Origin of the sequence: Aeromonas sp. A600620 (assembly GCF_029479985.1) — a bacterium.
Classification (GTDB): Bacteria; Pseudomonadota; Gammaproteobacteria; order Enterobacterales; family Aeromonadaceae; genus Aeromonas; species Aeromonas veronii_A.
On sequence record NZ_JAAKXB010000002.1, the window covers coordinates 466732 to 483901 of the forward strand.

At 59.6% G+C, this 17170-nt stretch carries 16 protein-coding genes; 6 read left to right on the forward strand and 10 right to left on the reverse strand.

What is annotated here, in order from left to right; genetic code table 11:
- Nucleotides 1-17 precede the first annotated feature (17 nt).
- From G5533_RS04855 to G5533_RS04865, 3 genes are read left to right on the forward strand one after another with little or no spacing between them, the layout of a single operon-like run.
- Nucleotides 18-2102 carry an OmcA/MtrC family decaheme c-type cytochrome gene (locus G5533_RS04855; protein ID WP_441254570.1) on the forward strand — a complete coding sequence of 695 codons (2085 nt, stop codon included), beginning with the start codon at nucleotides 18-20 and terminating at the stop codon, nucleotides 2100-2102.
- 55 nt (nucleotides 2103-2157) lie between these two features.
- Nucleotides 2158-3132, forward strand: coding sequence for a DmsE family decaheme c-type cytochrome (locus tag G5533_RS04860; RefSeq protein WP_421251570.1), 975 nt, complete (start codon nucleotides 2158-2160; stop codon nucleotides 3130-3132).
- A gap of 11 nt (nucleotides 3133-3143) precedes the next feature.
- Nucleotides 3144-5129, forward strand: coding sequence for an MtrB/PioB family decaheme-associated outer membrane protein (locus G5533_RS04865; RefSeq protein WP_421262827.1), 1986 nt, complete (start codon nucleotides 3144-3146; stop codon nucleotides 5127-5129).
- A 391-nt stretch (nucleotides 5130-5520) separates the two neighbouring features.
- On the opposite strand, the gene G5533_RS04870 is transcribed toward G5533_RS04865, so the two are convergent.
- The 8 genes from G5533_RS04870 to G5533_RS04905 all read right to left on the reverse strand — a co-directional run bounded on the left by G5533_RS04870 (nucleotide 5521) and on the right by G5533_RS04905 (nucleotide 11861).
- Nucleotides 5521-6276, reverse strand: coding sequence for a substrate-binding periplasmic protein (locus G5533_RS04870; RefSeq protein ID WP_216953321.1), 756 nt, complete (start codon nucleotides 6274-6276; stop codon nucleotides 5521-5523).
- 127 nt (nucleotides 6277-6403) lie between these two features.
- Nucleotides 6404-7159 (reverse strand): substrate-binding periplasmic protein, encoded by a 756-nt coding sequence (locus G5533_RS04875; RefSeq protein WP_421252354.1) that lies wholly within the window; start codon nucleotides 7157-7159, stop codon nucleotides 6404-6406.
- A gap of 122 nt (nucleotides 7160-7281) precedes the next feature.
- Complete coding sequence (locus tag G5533_RS04880) at nucleotides 7282-8028, reverse strand: substrate-binding periplasmic protein (RefSeq protein WP_139400970.1); 747 nt, start codon at nucleotides 8026-8028, stop codon at nucleotides 7282-7284.
- A 71-nt stretch (nucleotides 8029-8099) separates the two neighbouring features.
- Complete coding sequence (locus G5533_RS04885) at nucleotides 8100-8618, reverse strand: GDYXXLXY domain-containing protein (RefSeq protein ID WP_441254571.1); 519 nt, start codon at nucleotides 8616-8618, stop codon at nucleotides 8100-8102.
- Nucleotides 8615-9619, reverse strand: coding sequence for a DUF4401 domain-containing protein (locus G5533_RS04890; RefSeq protein ID WP_421252353.1), 1005 nt, complete (start codon nucleotides 9617-9619; stop codon nucleotides 8615-8617). The genes G5533_RS04885 and G5533_RS04890 overlap by 4 nt, the downstream gene beginning before the upstream one ends.
- Nucleotides 9612-10550, reverse strand: coding sequence for a DUF2157 domain-containing protein (locus tag G5533_RS04895; protein WP_421255794.1), 939 nt, complete (start codon nucleotides 10548-10550; stop codon nucleotides 9612-9614). The genes G5533_RS04890 and G5533_RS04895 overlap by 8 nt, the downstream gene beginning before the upstream one ends.
- Nucleotides 10551-10714: 164 nt before the next feature.
- Nucleotides 10715-11272 (reverse strand): TMEM165/GDT1 family protein, encoded by a 558-nt coding sequence (locus G5533_RS04900; protein ID WP_005337386.1) that lies wholly within the window; start codon nucleotides 11270-11272, stop codon nucleotides 10715-10717.
- Nucleotides 11273-11531: 259 nt separating this feature from the next.
- The gene (locus G5533_RS04905; protein ID WP_005337385.1) at nucleotides 11532-11861 is read right to left on the reverse strand and encodes a translation initiation factor; all 330 of its coding nucleotides are present in this window, start codon (nucleotides 11859-11861) and stop codon (nucleotides 11532-11534) included.
- Between the two features lie 119 nt (nucleotides 11862-11980).
- On the opposite strand from G5533_RS04905, the gene G5533_RS04910 reads away from it, so the two are divergent.
- The 3 genes from G5533_RS04910 to G5533_RS04920 all read left to right on the forward strand — a co-directional run bounded on the left by G5533_RS04910 (nucleotide 11981) and on the right by G5533_RS04920 (nucleotide 14846).
- Nucleotides 11981-12208 carry a FeoA family protein gene (locus G5533_RS04910; protein ID WP_005337384.1) on the forward strand — a complete coding sequence of 76 codons (228 nt, stop codon included), beginning with the start codon at nucleotides 11981-11983 and terminating at the stop codon, nucleotides 12206-12208.
- A 128-nt stretch (nucleotides 12209-12336) separates the two neighbouring features.
- On the forward strand, nucleotides 12337-14610 hold the full coding sequence (gene feoB, locus G5533_RS04915) for a Fe(2+) transporter permease subunit FeoB (protein WP_266135580.1): 2274 nt from the start codon (nucleotides 12337-12339) through the stop codon (nucleotides 14608-14610).
- Nucleotides 14607-14846: a FeoC-like transcriptional regulator gene (locus G5533_RS04920; RefSeq protein WP_005350974.1), complete on the forward strand. Its 240-nt coding sequence runs from the start codon at nucleotides 14607-14609 to the stop codon at nucleotides 14844-14846. Before feoB ends, G5533_RS04920 begins: the two co-directional genes overlap by 4 nt.
- A gap of 99 nt (nucleotides 14847-14945) precedes the next feature.
- On the opposite strand, the gene G5533_RS04925 is transcribed toward G5533_RS04920, so the two are convergent.
- Entirely contained in the window at nucleotides 14946-15596 is a 651-nt protein-coding gene (locus G5533_RS04925) for a DUF2913 family protein (protein WP_202005516.1), read from the reverse strand.
- A 98-nt stretch (nucleotides 15597-15694) separates the two neighbouring features.
- Complete coding sequence (locus G5533_RS04930) at nucleotides 15695-16990, reverse strand: DEAD/DEAH box helicase (RefSeq protein WP_441254572.1); 1296 nt, start codon at nucleotides 16988-16990, stop codon at nucleotides 15695-15697.
- Between the last annotated feature and the right edge of the window lie 180 nt (nucleotides 16991-17170).

Sequence of the window (17170 nt, forward strand, 5' to 3'; positions counted from 1 at the left end):
AAAAAAGGATAAACAAGATGAAATACTGGAAAGCGCTGGTGGCAGCTGCAATGGTGCTCACCCTCTCGGCCTGTGGTGGCGGGGGGGATGGCAGTGATAAGAGTGAGCCACCCACCCCTCCTCCAGGAACCCCTGGATCTCTGATTATCTCGGCGTCGACACCGGTTCTCACCCCGGATGGTCAGCTCTCGGTACAGTTCAACGTGACGGACAAACAGGGCTCGGGTTACGACCTGGGCGCTACGATCCCCTCATTCACCCTCAACAAGGTGATCCCCGGCCGCGATGCCACACGTGAAGACCCGGCCATCTGGAAGAGTTTTATCTACCGTTCCGGCAAAGCCACCAGTGAAAACAGCGGCAAGCTGGAGTCACTGGGCAATGGGCAATATCGCTACACCTTTGCTATTAACCCCACCACAGTGCCGGATCCCTATCCTGCTGATTCACAGAGCAACAATGGCGTGATTAGTTGGGATGAAACGGCGACTCATCGTGTGGGTATCTTTTTTGGTGGCAGTAACAATGTCCCCGTCACCAACTATGTGCTGGACTGGGTGCCGGCTGGGACGCGCGCCGCTTTGACCCGGGATATCGTGGATCAGAGCAGTTGTAACAGTTGTCACATGAAGCAAGCGATCAAACACGCGGATCGCGCTGACCCCAAACTCTGTGTCACCTGTCACAACGAGAGCAATCCGGCCATTGCTACCCGCCGCTCTCTGACGACCATAGTGCACAAGTACCATGGCAATCTGGATAGTACGGATACCAAGACGGTCAGCCACTTCCCGCAAGACTCGCGCAACTGCGATACCTGTCACAAGGACGCCACGCCAGCCACCCTCAATGCCGGTAACTGGCAACATGCCCAGGAAAAAGCGTGTGGTGCCTGTCATGCCGATTCAACCAGCTCCACAGGTTTTGATGCTCACATCACTGGCAAGATAAACAGTGGCGCAGTCTGCACCCAGTGCCATGGCGCTGATCCGGCCAGCAGCAAGTCCCCCTACATGGTCCACCTGGGTTACATGGCCAACGAGGCGATTGGACGCGACAAGCTGCAGTTCACGTTCGATGACGTTCGCTATGCCGCTCCCAATATCGAGATCGAACTGACCGTCACCGTCGACGGTACGCCGGCCGAGAGCGTTAATGACGTGCTGAAATATGTCAAAGATGGCAATCCGGCCATTCTGGTCAATTGGGATCAGGGCCAGGGATTCGAGCTGGCCACCACCAATCCGCAGACCTTCGTCTCTGGCAACAAGATCGAGTTCAGCAAGTGTGTCAGCCAGGGCACAGGCCGCTTCCTGTGCAGCAAAGAGACGGGCAACGAGGTCAACGGCACCCTGGCTGCGACCATCGCTGACTTGAGAGTCTGTGTGGCGCGTAAAGCCGATCGCAACGGGGCGTTTGCCGCAGGGGATCTGCTGCCTTGCAGCAGTACTGCCAGCGCACTCTCCCTGATCGCCATCAATCCGGTCAGCGCCTACTTCCGTGCCGAAGGGGGCATCGACAGCAGCTATCTGCTCAAGGCCGGTGCGGATCTCGCTTCCTGCAACAGTTGTCACAAGGATCTGGCAGTCCACATGAGCAATCATGCGGCCAAGGATATGAGCCAGTGCACCAGTTGCCACAACGCGACCCGTACCTCGTTCTATGCGGGGGTGCCGGGGGACCTGAAATATCACGTCCACTCCTTCCACGCGCTGGGCGCCAAACATGGGGGAAGTGCTACCTTCCCGGGCTATATCAGCAACTGCGAGTCCTGTCATACCCAGGGGCAATACAACCTGCCCAACCAGCAGAACGCGCGCCCCTCTCTGGTCGCCACCACGGCTGACAACAAACAGCCCAAATACTTCAGCCCGGTGCTGGTGGTCTGCTCCAGCTGCCACCTCAAATCACCGCTGGGGTTGGTCAAGCCGGATAGCCCGGTGGCAGGGGATGAGTGGGTTACCCACATGAAGAATAACGGCGCCGTCTTTGGTGCAGAGACGATCGAAGCCGCAACCGGTGTTGAACAGTGTGCCTCTTGCCATGCCGTCGGGCAGGAGCAGGGTGTCGACAAGGTTCACAAGGTCTACGACTTCCGTTGATGAAATCCTGCGGTCAGGGGGTAACCCCTGGCCCTTCGCCGTTGAAGGAAACAAGATGAAAAAGACCATCACGCAGTGGTTATTGGCTGGCATGCTGGCCCTGAGCTGCCTGTCAGCCTGGGCCAAGATCGATGCCGCGCAACCCGCTGGCGATGCAGATCCGCGACTCCAGATTGAATCGGCTCTGGACAAGAAATTTGACCAGGGAAAATACTCCCCGAAGGGAGCTGATACCTGCCTCAAGTGCCACGATTCAGATTCACGCAAACCCGCGACCGGCATATTCCACAGTGTGCACGGCAATCTGGGCAACCAGAATGGCCCCATGGCCGACCGGCAGTGTGAAGCTTGTCATGGTCCGGCAGGCAACCACACGCGCAATCCTCGCAAAGGAGAGAAACGGGAGCCGATGATCACCTTTGGTCCCGATTCACCTGTGCCGGTCGAGAAGCAGAACAGTGTCTGTCTCTCCTGTCATACCGATACCAACCGGATGGGCTGGCATGCCAGTGTTCATGCGGTCGAGGATCTCTCCTGTACCAGCTGCCACACATTGCACCAGGCCAAGGATCCGGTGATGGACAGCAAGAAACAGGTCGAGACCTGCACCAGCTGCCATGCCGCAGAGAAATCGGATCTGCACAAGCGCACCAGTCATCCCATCCTGAATGGCGAAATGCCCTGCTCCAGTTGCCACAACCCGCACCAGTCACAAAATGAGGCCAGTCTGAAACAGCCGACCGTCAACGAGAGCTGCTACGAGTGCCATGCCGAGAAGCGGGGCCCCTTCCTGTGGGAGCACGAGCCGGTGACCGAGGATTGCTCCCTGTGCCACAGCCCCCACGGCTCCATCAATCAGGCGCTGCTCAACAAGCGCGTTCCCCAGCTGTGTCAGGAGTGTCACAGCGCCCCCCATGCCAACGTGTCCATCCCAGAGGGGGATCTCAAGGTACGTGGCGGCAGTTGCCTGAATTGTCATAACCAGATCCACGGGACCAACCATCCGAATGGGCAGTCCCTGCGACGTTGAGGAGAGAAGTCATGAAACAATCAACACTTTGGCTCTCCTTGCTGACCATCTTCTCGGCCCATGCCGCCGAGGAGTCGCTGGCTGTCGAGGATTACTCTCTGCAATCGGCCAAGGAGGCCAAAACCGCACGCTGGCGCTGTGCATCCTGTGAAAGCGAGAGTGGCTGGTTTGGTGAGGTGGGGCTGGGCACAGGCTACATCAACGATGATGGCGCGACCCGTTTTCGCAACTGGGTGCCCGCCGTCAACGATACCGGCATGCTGGGGATCTTCAACGCTGACCTGCAGTATCGGGGGGAGGGATCCCGTTATGGGGCACTCGAGGCCAGGGATCTCGGAATGCGCCGTTTCAGCATGGCACTGGAGCAAGGGTACTATGATGGCGCGCGCGCCAAAATTGGCTACTCCGAAACCCCCTTCTACTGGAACAGCCATGGCAAGAGCGTCTATCGCCCTGACGATACACCGATGACGGCTGGCGCTCTGGCCGAATTTGACAAGGAGGTGGTCCGCAAGAAGCTGACCATGGGGCTTGCCTATACCCCCAAGAGCCCATGGCGCCCTTATGCCGATTTCTCTTATGAGAAAAAAGAGGCAACGCTGGCCACTTATCAGTCCAGCATCCCGGGGATAGGCAGCATGCCGGGCTTTGTACCCAAGCTGGTCGATGGCAGCAGTACCACCCTGGTCAAGAGTGGCATCAGCTACCTGGGTGAAGGCTGGCTGGTTGATCTGGCCTACAACGGCTCACTCTATCGCAACGAGGAGACCGCATTCTATTTCGGTTCGGCCAGCGACCCCTATGCCAATGAGCGGGCTTACGAACCCGACAACAGCTTCCATCAGGTCAGTTTGTCCGGCCAGTACAACTGGGACAGGCAGAGTCTGAGCGGTCGCATTCTCAGCAGCCGAACAACGTCGGATGGCAATCTAGCCGCCTTCCGGCAGGTGCCGATCACCCAGAGCGATTTCCACGGTGAGATCGATACCATCCAGACCAATGCCAAATGGGTGGGGCGTTTTGGCCGGGATTTGACTCTGCGGGCCGGGGGCGAATACCGGGATCGGCAGGACAACTCGGACAAGCAGGTTGTTATTGGCAAACAACGGCAGCCGGGGGATCGTTCTCACAGTAAAGCCAATCTGGAAGCGGATTACCGCCTGAGTCGATCGGTCAAGGTAACCGGGGGTTACCAGTATCGTGCCGATGAACGGGAGTACGCGGATCGTCGCAAGACGGATGAGCAGACATTGTTCCTCAAGAGTCGCTATCGCCCGGTGGGCGATCTGCAACTGGGGGGCAAACTCTCCTGGAGCACCCGGGATGGCTCTGAGTGGAAAAATAACAACCCCAATGTCAGCCCGACCTTGCGCCAGTTCTATCTGGCCAATCGTGACAGGTTCGAACTGCGCGGCGATCTGCAGTATGCCTTCAGCGAGCAGTTAAGCTCCTCGCTGGAAGGGTGGTGGGCACGGGCCAACTACCCGGAGCCCGACATCGGACTCAGTGAAGGGGAGGATTACGGTATCGATCTGACCCTTAACCAGCAGTTTGATGAGAACCTCAGTGGCCATCTCTTCAGCAACGTACAGTGGATCACCTCAAGCCAGAACCATGCCTACACAGGTGCCCCGGACTGGGATCCCTATTCGACCCGGGTTCGTGACCAAATCACTACTCTGGGAGTGGGTCTAAGCCAGAAGAAGGCGTTTGATTTGGCGCTGGAACTGGGGGTGGATTACAGCTTCTCCTATGGCCGTGGCCAGACAGATGCCAGCAAGGGTTATGACTACCCCGACCTGACCAGCAAGCAACACCGTCTGGAAGGCTATGCCCTCTATCAGCTCGACGAGAAGCAGTCACTGCGCTGGGATATGCGCTACGAGTTCTACCACGATGTGGACTACCTCTACACCGGTGAGGAGTACAGCATGGGTCATGTTAACCAGAACTATAACGGTTACTTCACCGCTATCTCCTGGCTCTACAAGTTCTAACGCCGCAAGTGCCACAAGGGGAGCCTGGCTCCCCTTTTTCATGCCCGGCACAGACACCCGAATGCGGATAGCAATTGATGCCTGGATGCCGCGAGGCATGTTGCTATCTAATTGATTTTCTATATTTCAGATCTTCCCAGCAGCTGGGTTGCGTGGCGGCACTGCGACGTTAGGCCGCTGATCTTGTGTGGCGCCGAACGGGCCGATCGGTTGATGGTGGGCGACAAGTGGCGGGTGTGAATGGCGCCGTCGTGGGGCTCGATATCGAACAGCTTATCGCCCTTCACAAGGTGGCTGCTGCTGTGCTGGTACGTGGCCAGGTGAGAGCAAACGGTAAAAAGCGAAGGGGCCCGCAGCGGACCCCTTGTTGTTGGCGCTTTTCGCTGCGCCGCTATTTGGCGGCGGGGGCAGGGAAGTATTTGCTGTGCAGCAGCGGGTATTCACTGCTCGCCAGCACCTGGGTCAAGCCGGTCTGGAACTCTTTGACCAGTTCGTCGCTTACCGGATGGCTGAAGGCGAAGCAGAACTGCTCCGAGCTAAGTACCCACTGCTCCTTGAAGCGGGCGGGGTCGAGTTTTTGCTCGACGATCAGCTGTTCCATGGTGGTTTTGTTGGTGGAGACCAGATCGATTCGACCTGAGGTGAGCATCTTCAGCGCTTGTGCCAGCCGATTGGCTGCCATCAGCTTTGTCTCGTCAAAGCCGTTGTTGAGTAGCAACTGTTCTCCCACATCAGCCCGTACCGCCCCGATATTGAATGCTTTGGCATCATCGAGCTTGGTGATGGTGATATTGCGCTCGGCCAACCCTACCAGCACGATTTCGGCGTAACCGATGGGACAGGCCCATTTGAACAGAGGATCCCGCGCCTGGGTGCGGGCGGTGGAGAAGAGTACCGCATTGGGCTTTTGGGTCAGCAGGTAGTAACCGCGCGCCCAAGGCATGATGGTGATGGGCTGCGCCGGGGTATTGGTCTTTTTCCATACCAGTTGCAGCAGTTCGACCGCGAGGCCGGTGGGGGCGCCACTGGCATCGGCGTAGTTGTAGGGTTTGTACTCTTCGGTAATGTAGTGAAGCTTTGCCAGCTCGGGGCTGGCGTTGGCAAAGGAGGTAACAAGCAGTGTGGCCAACCCGATCCATGGTTTCATTTCTCTATCCTGCTCAAGGGAATACCTATGCTCAATTGTGACCAAGCCGGATGATTTCGCCAAGGCGGGTTTGCAGTTTGGCAAAAAGTGCAGGAGGCCGCCGGCATGTTGTGCTGTGTTGCGAGGGTCAGAGAGACTGGCGCAGTGGCAGGTATTTGGCTTGCAGTTGCGAAAATTGAGGGGAGGCCCGGGCACGATCCAGAGCTTGTTGAAAGCGGCTTATATCCCTGTCTGGCACCTGACGGCTAAAGGCATAGCAGAGTGGCTTGCTGTCGAGCACAAAGGCCACATTGAAGTCATTCAGATCCATGTTGAGGTCCTTGAGGGTTTGATAGCCGACCAGCTTGTTGGTAGCAAAGAGATGGGTACGGCCCGAGGCGAGCATTTTTGCCGCCTGGCTGAGACGGTTTGCCTCGACAAGGTTGCTTTCATCCAGACCCCGCTCCTGCAACAGCTGACTCGATACGGTCGAGCGCACCACCGCAATCTTGTATTGTTTCATTTGTTCGGCAGAGACAAGGGTCAGCTTGTCAGCTGCGCGGCCAAGCAGCACAAAGTCCGAGTTGTCGATGGGGCAGGCCCACTTGAAAAGCGCTTCCCGTTCGGGTGTCCGTGCGGTGGCAAACAGCACCACATTGTGCTTGCTGCTTAGTTCTTTGTAGCCGCGGGCCCACGGCAGAATGCGTATTGGTTGGGGGGAAAGGTCACTATATTGCCAGATCATCTGCAGCAGTTCGACGGCAAGGCCGGTGGGCTGACCCTCTGCGTCACTGAAGTTAAAAGGCGGGGAGATTTCGGTGCAGTATTCGAGCTTGTCCAGATCTGCACGGGCAAAGCTGGCCCACAGAAGGAGTAGGATGTGGGAGAGATGCCATGTCCGCATGGAAGAGATCCTTCACTATATCGACGATGCCAAACAGTGTGACGGCTCGAGTTCGCAATAGCCAGCTCCTTGACGGGCAACCATAGTGCGACTGAGGGGGCCATTCCAGCCGCAGCCGAGAGTCAGCGCACCGGCAGGTATTTGGCCTGCAATTTGCGAAACTCCTCCGAGGCGAGGGCGCGGGTCAGGCCCTGCTGAAAGAGGGTGATCTCGCTGTCTGGTACTTGACGGCTGAAGGCGTAGCAGAGCTGCTCGGCGCTCAGCACCATGGCCACGTTGAAGTCGTCGCTGCTCAGCTTCAGTTCGCGAATGGCGTCATATCCCGCCAGCTTGCTGGTGGCGAGCAGGTCGGCGCGGCCGGAGAGCAGCATCTTCAACCCCTGCGACAGGCGGTTGGCCGGGATGATGTTGTTGTCATCCATGCCGTTGTTGAGCAGCAGCTGTTCGGCGGCATCCGAGCGCACCGCGCTGATCTTGTATTGGCTCATCTGATCGAAGGCGGTCAGGGTGATGTTCTGCGCTTTGCGGCCGAGCAGTATGTACTCCGAGTAGCCGATGGGGCAGACCCACTTGAAGAGATCCTCCCGCGCCTGGGTGCGGGCGGTGGAGAAGAGCACCACGTTGGGCTTCTGGGTTAGCAAGTAATAACCTCGCGCCCAGGGCAGGATACGCACCGGCTGGGGTGTCACGCCGCTGTGTTGCCAGATCATCTGCAGCAGATCGACCGCAAGGCCGGTGGGCTGGCCTTGCGGATCGCTGAAGTTGTAGGGGGGGTACTCTTCGGTGAGGTACTCGAGCTTGCCCAGATCAGCCCGGGCAGCCGAGGCCCAGCAGAGCAGCAACAGATGACAGATCAGCCATATCCTCATTGGGAACATCCTTAGCGATCAACCTTCTCTTGAGTGTGACCATGAACAGAGTAAATAGCCACTCACTGCTGTTACCAGCGGGCGCGTGTCTGCCCGATGGGTTGGTAGGCCTCATCCCGTAGCCCCACCAGCAGGGTCTTGCCATCCGCTTGTAGCCGGAACTCGCCGTAGCGGGCCGCTTCGTACTGCTCCCCCAAGCCCTCTTCAAAGAAGTAGGCATCGGGGCCGATCTGCCACTGCCGCTCGCTCTGGTGCACTTGCAATAGCCGCTCATCGCTGGCGAGCCGATCCGGTTTGCCATCGACCACCAGAGTGGCCACCTGATGGGCATCGAGGCGGATCACCAGGGTGTCGCTGCCCTTGTCTTGAGTCGCACGGGCGTCGCGGCTGGTCAGCTCGCGGGCAATTTCGTAGTTGAGCCGCATGTAATCCCCCTGCATCAGAGAGCGGGGATCGACTGGGGCGAGTCGCAGCAGCACCACTTCGCCGCTGCTCATGGCGTGCTCATAGCGCCAGACGGTGGCATTGATGCCTGCCAGGATGGCGAGGCCGCTCAGCAACAGGGCGAGTTGTCGGGTCACAGGTTTCATGAGTCGCTCCTTGCCGCGAAGGTGGTGAGCAGCTGGCGGGCACTCAGCAGCAGGATGCCGGAGCCCAGCAGCAGCCAGGATTTGGTCATCAGGGTGAGCCCCAGATCGTAGTAATAGAGGGAGCCATAACCGAGCAGCAGCAGGGCCGAGAGGGTCATCAGCCCCAGACTGCCGGCATAAAACCCGAGGATCAGCACCAGTGCGCCTGCCCCCATGCCGGGGATGATGGCACTGATCAGCACCAGTGGCAGGCCAAACAGCAGGGGGAGCTTGAGTTTCACCATCACCGCCAGCAGCAGGGCGGCGCAGATCAGGGGATTGAGCCAGAGCGGCAGGCGGGACAGCCCCAGTTCGTCCAGCACGCTGCTGCCGCCATCCCAGAGCGGATGGTGCAGGCGGCCCAGCACCAGCAGGGAGAGGGCCAGCCCCAGCGTGATGGAGTGGTAGAGTTGGTGACGGGCGGGATCCCTATCTGCCCGCAGCCAGCAGAAGGTGATGGCCGCCATCACCAGCGGCAGCGCCAGCAGTTGCAGCCCGAGGCAAGCGAGGCCAAGGGTGAGCAGCAGGGCCGCCGCCACGCTGTGAAACAGCCGCACCAGCCAGTGATCGAACAGCACGGCGATGGCAAGGGACAGCAGGCACAACCCAAACCAGAGCAGGGCATGATGGAGATCAAGCTGATCGAGCAGGCCATAGAGCAGCCAGGCATCGGCCGCTAGGGTGAGGGCCAGCACGAACTGATCCCAGAGATCGCCGCTTTGGCTGCGATTGAGGGCGTAGGCCCCCGCCAGCAGCACGGCCCCGAGCAGCAGGGCGCTGTTGGCCTCGCGGGTCAGCTGTTCGAAGGTGAGAAACAGGAAAAAGAGCAGGAACAGGGCGGCAATCCACCCCACCAGCCCCAGCATAAAGCGGCTCGACCAGTGGGGCTGGGTATCACTGGGCTGATCCCCTTCCACCAGATTGGCCTGTTGCAGTGCTTGCCAAAGGGTCAGATCACTCATGAGACCTCCGTTGTTGTTGCAGCCAGCGGGCGGCGGTGACAGAAAGGCCGATGGCAATCAGGCTCAGCAGCAAGAAGCCGTTGATGTCGGGCTCCATCCACTTGCCCAGCGCCGCGAGGATGACGGCAATCAGGCTGAGGCACCCCATGGCGAGTCCGGCGATAAATCTGTGGTGCCACAGGGCATAGGCCGCAGCGAGCCAGCCAAGCCAGAGCGGCCACACCAGCAGGGAGGCGACATCAAACAGCGCCAGCAGGGTGAGCAGGGTGGCCCCCAGACCGGCAGCAAGGCCCGCCAGCCAGCTTGGCATCAGGCGCCAGCGGTTTGGCGCCAGCAGAAGCAGACCCCAGAGGGCGGCGTTGAGCAGGGTAAGGCACCAGCCCAATCCCTCTTCATCGAAGGTAAAGAAGAACGTGAACAAACCGAGCCGCCAGTAGAGCACCAGCGCCAGCTGGCCGAGCAGCCAGCTTAAGGTCCAGAGCAGGGGACTTTGGCCAAATGCCGCTAGCGGCACCAGCATCAGCGCCCAGGTGGCGAACAGTTGCCAGGGATCGGCGCCGGTCTGGTAGGTCTGACCCACCAGCGCCAGCAGGGCACCGATATTGAGGGCGATGGCGAGCAGCAGCGCCTGACGGGGGGTATCCCCAAGGGGTTTGCGCCACAGCAGAAGCAGCATGGCGAGCAGCGGCGCCTCCAGCAGGGCGAGGCGGGAGACCCGGCCCAACTCCTGCCAGTTGAAGGCAACGAAGAAGATGAGGCCAGCCCCGATGCAGAGGGCGCCGAGCCAGAGCAGCAGCCGGTCAAACAGCCACTGCCAGCGCGCCGGATGGGGGGGAAGATCGGCGAGGGTCAGGGCGTCCGCCAGCTTCTCTGGCGCCAGCCGTCCCTGTTTGACCCATTCGAGAAGCGTCTCTCTTGATACGTTGTGCATGGGGGGACTCCACGAGGTTTGCCCCATTATGGCATGAGGTCCCCGCAACCGTGCACTGCCTCTTGGCTGTAGGGCAGGTGGTTGCGACAGCGGGTTACGCACTAGACAAAGCAGCAAACAAAAAAGCCCTCCGAGGTGGAGGGCTTGGTCAGCGGAAAAGGCGATCAGGCAAAGATCAGGGTGCTCACCCCGAGGCCGACGAAGAGGATGGCGCAGGCGATGCGGATCCCCTTGAGCGGCAGCTTGTCTGCCCCCAGCTTGCCGATCAGCACCACCGGCACGTTGGCCAGCATCATGCCGAGGGTGGTGCCGGTAATGACCTGTACCAGCGAATCATATTTGGCGGCCAGCAGCACGGTGGCGATCTGGGTCTTGTCGCCAATCTCGGCGATGAAGAAGAGCACGAAGGTGGCCATAAAGGGGCCGTATTTATCCAGCGAGCTCTCCTCGTCATCCATCTTGTCCGGCACCAAAATCCAGATAGCCATGGCGATAAAGGCGATGGCGACCAGCCAGGTCATTATCTTGGGATCGAGCCAGCGGCTGATGAACTCACCAATCCAGGCAGCGCCCGCATGGTTGAGCAAGGTAGCCGCCAGCATGCCGGCGATGATGGGCCAGGGCTTGCGAAAACGGCAGATGAGCAGCAACGCCAACAGCTGGGTTTTATCGCCGATCTCGGCAATAGCGACGCTGAGGGTTGAGGTTAACAAGGCTTCCATAAAAATGACCGGGGGACGGAATTGTTATAAACCAAAGACAAGCCTGCGCCATCCGTCCCCGGTATTGGCACTGGCCCGTCAAAGGTCTTGTCAAATCCATGGCTGGCATGGATCACCCTGACCATGGTGATTTGGCACCAAGTATGTTGATCAGGGTCGCAAACCGGTATTCATGCAATGGATGGCACCGGCGTGCGAGACTACTCCCCCTCGATGGGAGCGGGCATTCTAGGGAAAAACCGCATGAGTGACAAGGGGATCAGCCACCCACCAGCTTGACGCTGAAACCGGCTTTCTCCAGCTCGGTTTTGATCAGGTCCCGTTTATCCCCCTGGATCTCGATCACTCCCTCCTTGATACCGCCTCCGGTGCCGCACTTTTTCTTGAGCAGGGTGGCCAGGGATTTTTGCTGATCGGCGGGTACGCCATGAATGGTGATCACCCCGGCGCCCTTGCGCCCTTTGGTCTCGCGGCGAATGCGCACGGTGCCGTCAGTGGGGAAGGGGGAGGCGGATTGGGGAGCGCTCTGCTCCTTGATCATGCCGCCATCTGTGCTGTAAACGAGGCGGCTGTTGTTGTCGTGACTCATGGCATTACTTTATGGGTTAGCTAAGCGGAGTTTGATTTTACTCAAATAAAAGTTGAAGACACAGCTTATAATGCCCCAAGTAAAAGAGAATTATTATTGTTTAACTTCAGGAGTCAGTCATGGTACTCACGCAGTTATCACCGGGACAGAGTGCTCGCATCAAGAATATGAATCAGCTCGCCCGGCCGCTGCGCCGCAAACTGATGGTGATGGGCCTGTTGCCCCAGACTGAAGTCATTTATCTGCGCTCCGCCCCCCTGGGGGACCCGCTCCAGATCCAGTGCCAGGGGATCTGTCTCTCCATGCAAAAGAGTCTGGCCCAGCAAATAGAAGTCGAGCCGGTATAACCCCCTGTTCGGCTACCGCTTCGGTCAAGAAAGTCACCGGGAGCGGTTCAGAGACAAGAAGTCGAACCTGCAAAGCAGCTTGCCACTCGCACGCGGTGGGTTCAGAAGAAAATAGAGGTAGAGCTGGTATGAATTATTCCCTGGTAACGGTAGGTAACCCCAATAGCGGTAAGACCTCCCTGTTCAACGCCCTGACCGGCGCCCGCCAGCAGGTAGGCAACTGGAGTGGCGTCACCGTAGACAAGAAGATGGGTGAGTTCAGCGCGGGTGAGCATCACTTCAAGCTGATGGATCTGCCCGGCATCTATAGCCTGGCGGGTCAGGATGGCAGTCTGGACGAGCAGATCGCCAGCCGCTTTGCCCAGGGCCAACAACCCGACCTGCTGCTCAACGTCATCGACGCCGCCAATCTGGAGCGCTCCCTCTACCTCACGCTGCAACTGCGCGAACTGGGCCTGCCCATGGTGGTGGTGCTCAACAAGCTGGATATCCTGCAAAAGCGCCGCATCGTCATCGACGATAGCAAGCTCGGCAAATCCCTCGGTTGCCCTGTAGTGGCCCTCTCTGCCCACAACAGCAAGCAGGTTGCCGCCTTCAAGCAGCAGATCCGGCAGTTTATCGGTCAGCCGCAAGCAGCCTTGCAACTCGATTACGGCCAAGAGCTTGAAACCGATCTGGCGGAGCTGGAGACCCTGCTCGCCCCGCATCACCTCACTACCCGTGGCCGCGCCCTGCGCCTGCTGGAAGAGGATGCGGTGATGCAGGAGACCCTGCTGCCCGGTCAGCAGGCGGCCGCCGCCAATGTGGTAGCTCGCGCTCATCAAGGGCAGGATATCGACCTGCAACTGGCAGATATCCGCTACGGCCATATCCACCAGTGGGTACAACAGGCTCGCCAGCAGAAGGGCAAGCTCACCGAGGCCCAGAGTGAGTGGCTGGATCGGGTGCTGCTCAATCGCTGGATTGGCATCCCCTTCTTCCTGTTTGTCATGTACCTGATGTTCATGTTCGCCATCAAGGTGGGCAGCGCCTTTATCGACTTCTTCGACATCATGGGCGGCGCCCTGTTTGTCGATGGGGTGCACCACCTGCTGGGGCTGATCAATGCCCCCGAATGGTTGGGCGCCATTCTGGCTGACGGCTTCGGGGTTGGTTTGCAGACCGTGGCCACCTTTATTCCGGTGATTGGTTGCCTCTATCTGTTCCTCGCGGTACTGGAGAGCTCCGGCTATCTGGCCCGCGCCGCCTTCGTGGTGGATGCCCTGATGCGCCGCCTCGGCCTGCCGGGCAAGGCGTTCGTGCCGATGCTGATGGGCTTTGGCTGTACCGTCCCCTCGGTGATGGCGACCCGTACCCTCAACTCCGAGCGGGAGCGGCTGATGACCTCCGCCATGGCCCCCTTCATGTCGTGCGGTGCCCGTCTGCCGGTTTACGCCCTGTTTGCGGTGGCCTTCTTCCCTGAATCAGGCCAGAACCTGGTGTTCGGTCTCTACCTCATCGGTATTCTGGTGGCGGTGCTCACTGGCCTGCTGCTGCGCAATACCCTGCTGCCGGGCAAGAGCGACTCCATGGTGATGGAGATGCCGGATTACGAGTGGCCGCGTCCTGTCAACGTTGCCATCAAGACCTGGCAGAAGCTCAAATCCTTCGTCTTTGGCGCCGGTAAAACCATCGTGCTGGTGGTTGCCGTGCTGAGCGTGCTTAACTCCCTGGGTACCGATGGCAGCTTTGGCCATCAGGAGCAGGAGAGCTCGGTCCTGAGCAAGATCAGCCAGGCGGTGACCCCGGTGCTGCACCCCATCGGTGTGCGCGATGACAACTGGCAGGCTACGGTCGGTATCGTCACCGGTATCTTCGCCAAAGAGGCGGTGGTCGGTACCCTCAACAGCCTCTACGCCGGTGGTGGCGCAGATGAAGAGGAGGCGAGCGAGTTCTCGCTGGTGGCCAGCTTCCATGAGGCGATCGATGCCGTGGCAGCCAATCTGGCGGAGATCAACCCGAGCGACCCTATGGGGCTTGATGTTGGCAACCTCGACGACCAGAAAGCTGCCGCCGAGGCGCAGGAAGTGGATGTCTCCACCTACGGCAACATGCAGACCCACTTCGATGGGGCGGCTGGTGCCTTTGCCTACCTCTTGTTCGTGCTGCTCTACATGCCTTGCGCCGCCGCCATGGGTGCCCTGGTGCGGGAAACCGGTCGCCAGTGGGCCCTCTTTACCGCGGCCTGGTGCAACTATATGGCCTTTATGTGCGCGACCCTCTTCTATCAGGTGGCCACCTTCGCCGCTCATCCGGAGCAGAGCCTGTTCTGGATCGTCAGCTATGGCCTCTCTCTGGTACTGCTCTGGTGGGCCGGTCGCCGTCACGGTGACATCGTCGCCCGCAAGGTGGTGACTTTATGATCCTGCGCGAGCTGGGGGATTACCTCGCCGCGCAGCAGAAGGTGAGCCGGCGTGATCTGGCTCGCCACTTCCACACCTCGGAAGATGCGGTGGAGGCCATGCTCGGCGTCTGGATGCGCAAGGGGCGGGTCATCAAGCGCGAGAGTCGGGTCTGTGGTGGCAGTTGCTGCGGCAAGAGCGAGGAGGTGATGTTCGAGTGGTGTGACGCGGGCCAGATTGGCATCAAGATCCGCTAAACGACTACCCAACCTCATCACCAAACATCGAACAATAAAAAACGGCAGGCCCTGCTTTAAATGAGGGTCTGCCGTTTTTATTGCTGCACACTGGCGGGATCAGGCGCTCTGGCGAGCCTCGCTCAGCAGTGCCAGCGCCGGTTGGGCGTTGTCCGGCATCAGCCGGTAGGCCTTGTGGTGTTTGACCAGGGTGGCTTTCTTGTTGCCCTGGCTCAGCAGCAGGCCGTGCTTGAAGGCCGCCTCGGCCAGCACCTTCTCGTCACCGCGCACATAGAGGGTGAGGGGTTTGACAAGCTCACCGTCCTCGATATGGCCTTCATATTCGCTATGGCTTACCACCAGACTCGCCTGACCGCCCGATTGCAGGCGCAGCTTGGCGTCCACCTCGCTCTCGGTCAGCACCAGCCAGCCTGCCGCTGAGAGCTCCTCCAGCAGGGCAGCCAGCTTGGCCCCCAGTTGTTGCGGGTTGGTCATGGCGCACTGGTATTGGAAGGCGATGCGCGCAAGCAATCCCTTGAGATCGGCACCCGCGCCCAGGGTGCGGCCAAGCTGCACCCAAGCTTTCAAATCTTCCATCACCAGACGGGAGAAGCGCTTCTCCTTGAGGGAGTCGGCCATCCAGGTGCAGAGAAAGTGGCTCTCTTGGGCTGGAGTGCGCTTGCCCGCCTTTTGTTCGGCGGTGCGGGCCAGTTCGGCCAGGCTCTGGGTGGCCATCTCGAGCAGGGCCTGATTGTAGGTCGGAGAGGTCATAAGCAATCCTTCAGTTGACCACCAGGGGTCAACACCGATGACAGAGATGGCAAAGGCGCCAGTGGCGCCTTTGCGGTTCAATAGAGCAACTGCCCGCCTTATTTCGGCTGACGGGGCTTCTTGGCTGCAGCCAGACGCTTGAGGCGCTGACCCTGCAGCTTGGCTTCGGCTATCACCTGGGCCACGGCGTTATCTTCACGCTGCGGGCGCTTGCCGAAGCGGCGACGCTCCTGCAGCTGTTTGATCAGCTCGTCACGGCTGCTCACCTCGTAGCCCGGCACCATGATGCGGCGGATCTTCTGGCCGATCAGGGCCTCGATCTCCAGCAGGGTACGCTCCTCTTCACGGCTGACGAAGGAGATGGCCATGCCGCGCTTGCCGGCACGACCGGTACGGCCGATGCGGTGCACGTAATCTTCCGCCAGGAACGGCAGATCATAGTTGACCACGTATTCCAGATCCGGAATGTCCAGACCACGGGCGGCCACTTCGGTGGCGACCAGTACCCGTACCTTGCCTTCCATGAATTCGCGCAGGGCGCGGCGACGGTTGCCCTGGGCCTTCTCGCCATGAACCACGGCGGACTTGATGCCGTCGAGGTTCAGCTCCTCGACCAGCACATCACAGCTCTCGCGGGTACTGGCGAACACCAGCACCTGCTGCCAGTTCTGCTTGCCAATCAGCTCTGAGAGCAGCTCGCGCTTGCGCTTCTGCTCGACCGGATAGACGGTGTGGCTGACGGTGTCGGCGGTGGAGTTCTGCTTGTTGACGCTGACGATCTGCGGTCTGTCCAGCATCAGGTTGGCCAGCTTCTTCACCGCGTCGGAGAAGGTGGCGGAGAAGAGCAGGTTTTGACGGGCCTTGTTGACCGCTTGCAGGATCTTCTGCACATCGGCACTGAAGCCCATGTCGAGGATGCGATCTGCTTCATCCATCACCAGACACTCGACGCCGGAGAGGCTGAGGTTGCAGGCGGTGAGGTGCTCCAGTAGACGGCCCGGGGTGGCCACAATGATGTGAGCGCCCGCTTTGAGCTTCTTGGCCTGCACGTCCTGCTTGCCACCGCCGACGAGGGTGATGGTGGTGATATCGAGATACTTGGCGAAGTCATTGATGTTGCTCGCCACCTGAGCCGCCAGCTCGCGGGTCGGGGTCAGGATCAGCACACGGGCGTTGGAAGGCTGGACCGGAGCCGGATTGTCTACCAGACGCTGCAAGATGGGCAGGGCGAAGGCGGCGGTCTTGCCGGTACCGGTCTGGGCGCTGGCCAGCACATCGCGGCCACGGCGAATGGCCGGGATCGCCTGTTGCTGCACAGGGGTCATCTCCTGATAACCGCAATCTGAGACAGCACGCAAAATCTCGGGGGCAAAATCGAACGATTCAAATCTCATAATGGGTTCCTGTGTTCCAGCTGGGCTGTGTTTGGCTTGGTTAGCTCGGCATGAGCGAGACGGAGGTTGTAACCACCGACGGCTGCGCCTGACATCAAGTCAGAGAGTGAGCCGGAAAATGGCGGGCGCGAAGTGTAACAGATAGACGTCACAAATTCTGCCTCAAATGGTTGGAGTTTT

Excerpts from the sequence above, each read along its gene's own strand:
- G5533_RS04870 (WP_216953321.1), bottom strand. The coding sequence starts at position 6,276 with ATGAAACCATGGATCGGGTTGGCCACACTGCTTGTTACCTCCTTTGCC.
- G5533_RS04905 (WP_005337385.1), bottom strand. The coding sequence starts at position 11,861 with ATGAGTCACGACAACAACAGCCGCCTCGTTTACAGCACAGATGGCGGC.
- G5533_RS04910 (WP_005337384.1), top strand. The coding sequence starts at position 11,981 with ATGGTACTCACGCAGTTATCACCGGGACAGAGTGCTCGCATCAAGAAT.
- G5533_RS04885 (WP_441254571.1), bottom strand. The coding sequence starts at position 8,618 with ATGAAACCTGTGACCCGACAACTCGCCCTGTTGCTGAGCGGCCTCGCC.
- G5533_RS04880 (WP_139400970.1), bottom strand. The coding sequence starts at position 8,028 with ATGAGGATATGGCTGATCTGTCATCTGTTGCTGCTCTGCTGGGCCTCG.
- G5533_RS04860 (WP_421251570.1), top strand. The coding sequence starts at position 2,158 with ATGAAAAAGACCATCACGCAGTGGTTATTGGCTGGCATGCTGGCCCTG.
- G5533_RS04920 (WP_005350974.1), top strand. The coding sequence starts at position 14,607 with ATGATCCTGCGCGAGCTGGGGGATTACCTCGCCGCGCAGCAGAAGGTG.
- G5533_RS04875 (WP_421252354.1), bottom strand. The coding sequence starts at position 7,159 with ATGCGGACATGGCATCTCTCCCACATCCTACTCCTTCTGTGGGCCAGC.
- G5533_RS04890 (WP_421252353.1), bottom strand. The coding sequence starts at position 9,619 with ATGAGTGATCTGACCCTTTGGCAAGCACTGCAACAGGCCAATCTGGTG.
- G5533_RS04900 (WP_005337386.1), bottom strand. The coding sequence starts at position 11,272 with ATGGAAGCCTTGTTAACCTCAACCCTCAGCGTCGCTATTGCCGAGATC.
- G5533_RS04895 (WP_421255794.1), bottom strand. The coding sequence starts at position 10,550 with ATGCACAACGTATCAAGAGAGACGCTTCTCGAATGGGTCAAACAGGGA.
- G5533_RS04925 (WP_202005516.1), bottom strand. The coding sequence starts at position 15,596 with ATGACCTCTCCGACCTACAATCAGGCCCTGCTCGAGATGGCCACCCAG.
- feoB (WP_266135580.1), top strand. The coding sequence starts at position 12,337 with ATGAATTATTCCCTGGTAACGGTAGGTAACCCCAATAGCGGTAAGACC.
- G5533_RS04930 (WP_441254572.1), bottom strand. The coding sequence starts at position 16,990 with ATGAGATTTGAATCGTTCGATTTTGCCCCCGAGATTTTGCGTGCTGTC.
- G5533_RS04865 (WP_421262827.1), top strand. The coding sequence starts at position 3,144 with ATGAAACAATCAACACTTTGGCTCTCCTTGCTGACCATCTTCTCGGCC.
- G5533_RS04855 (WP_441254570.1), top strand. The coding sequence starts at position 18 with ATGAAATACTGGAAAGCGCTGGTGGCAGCTGCAATGGTGCTCACCCTC.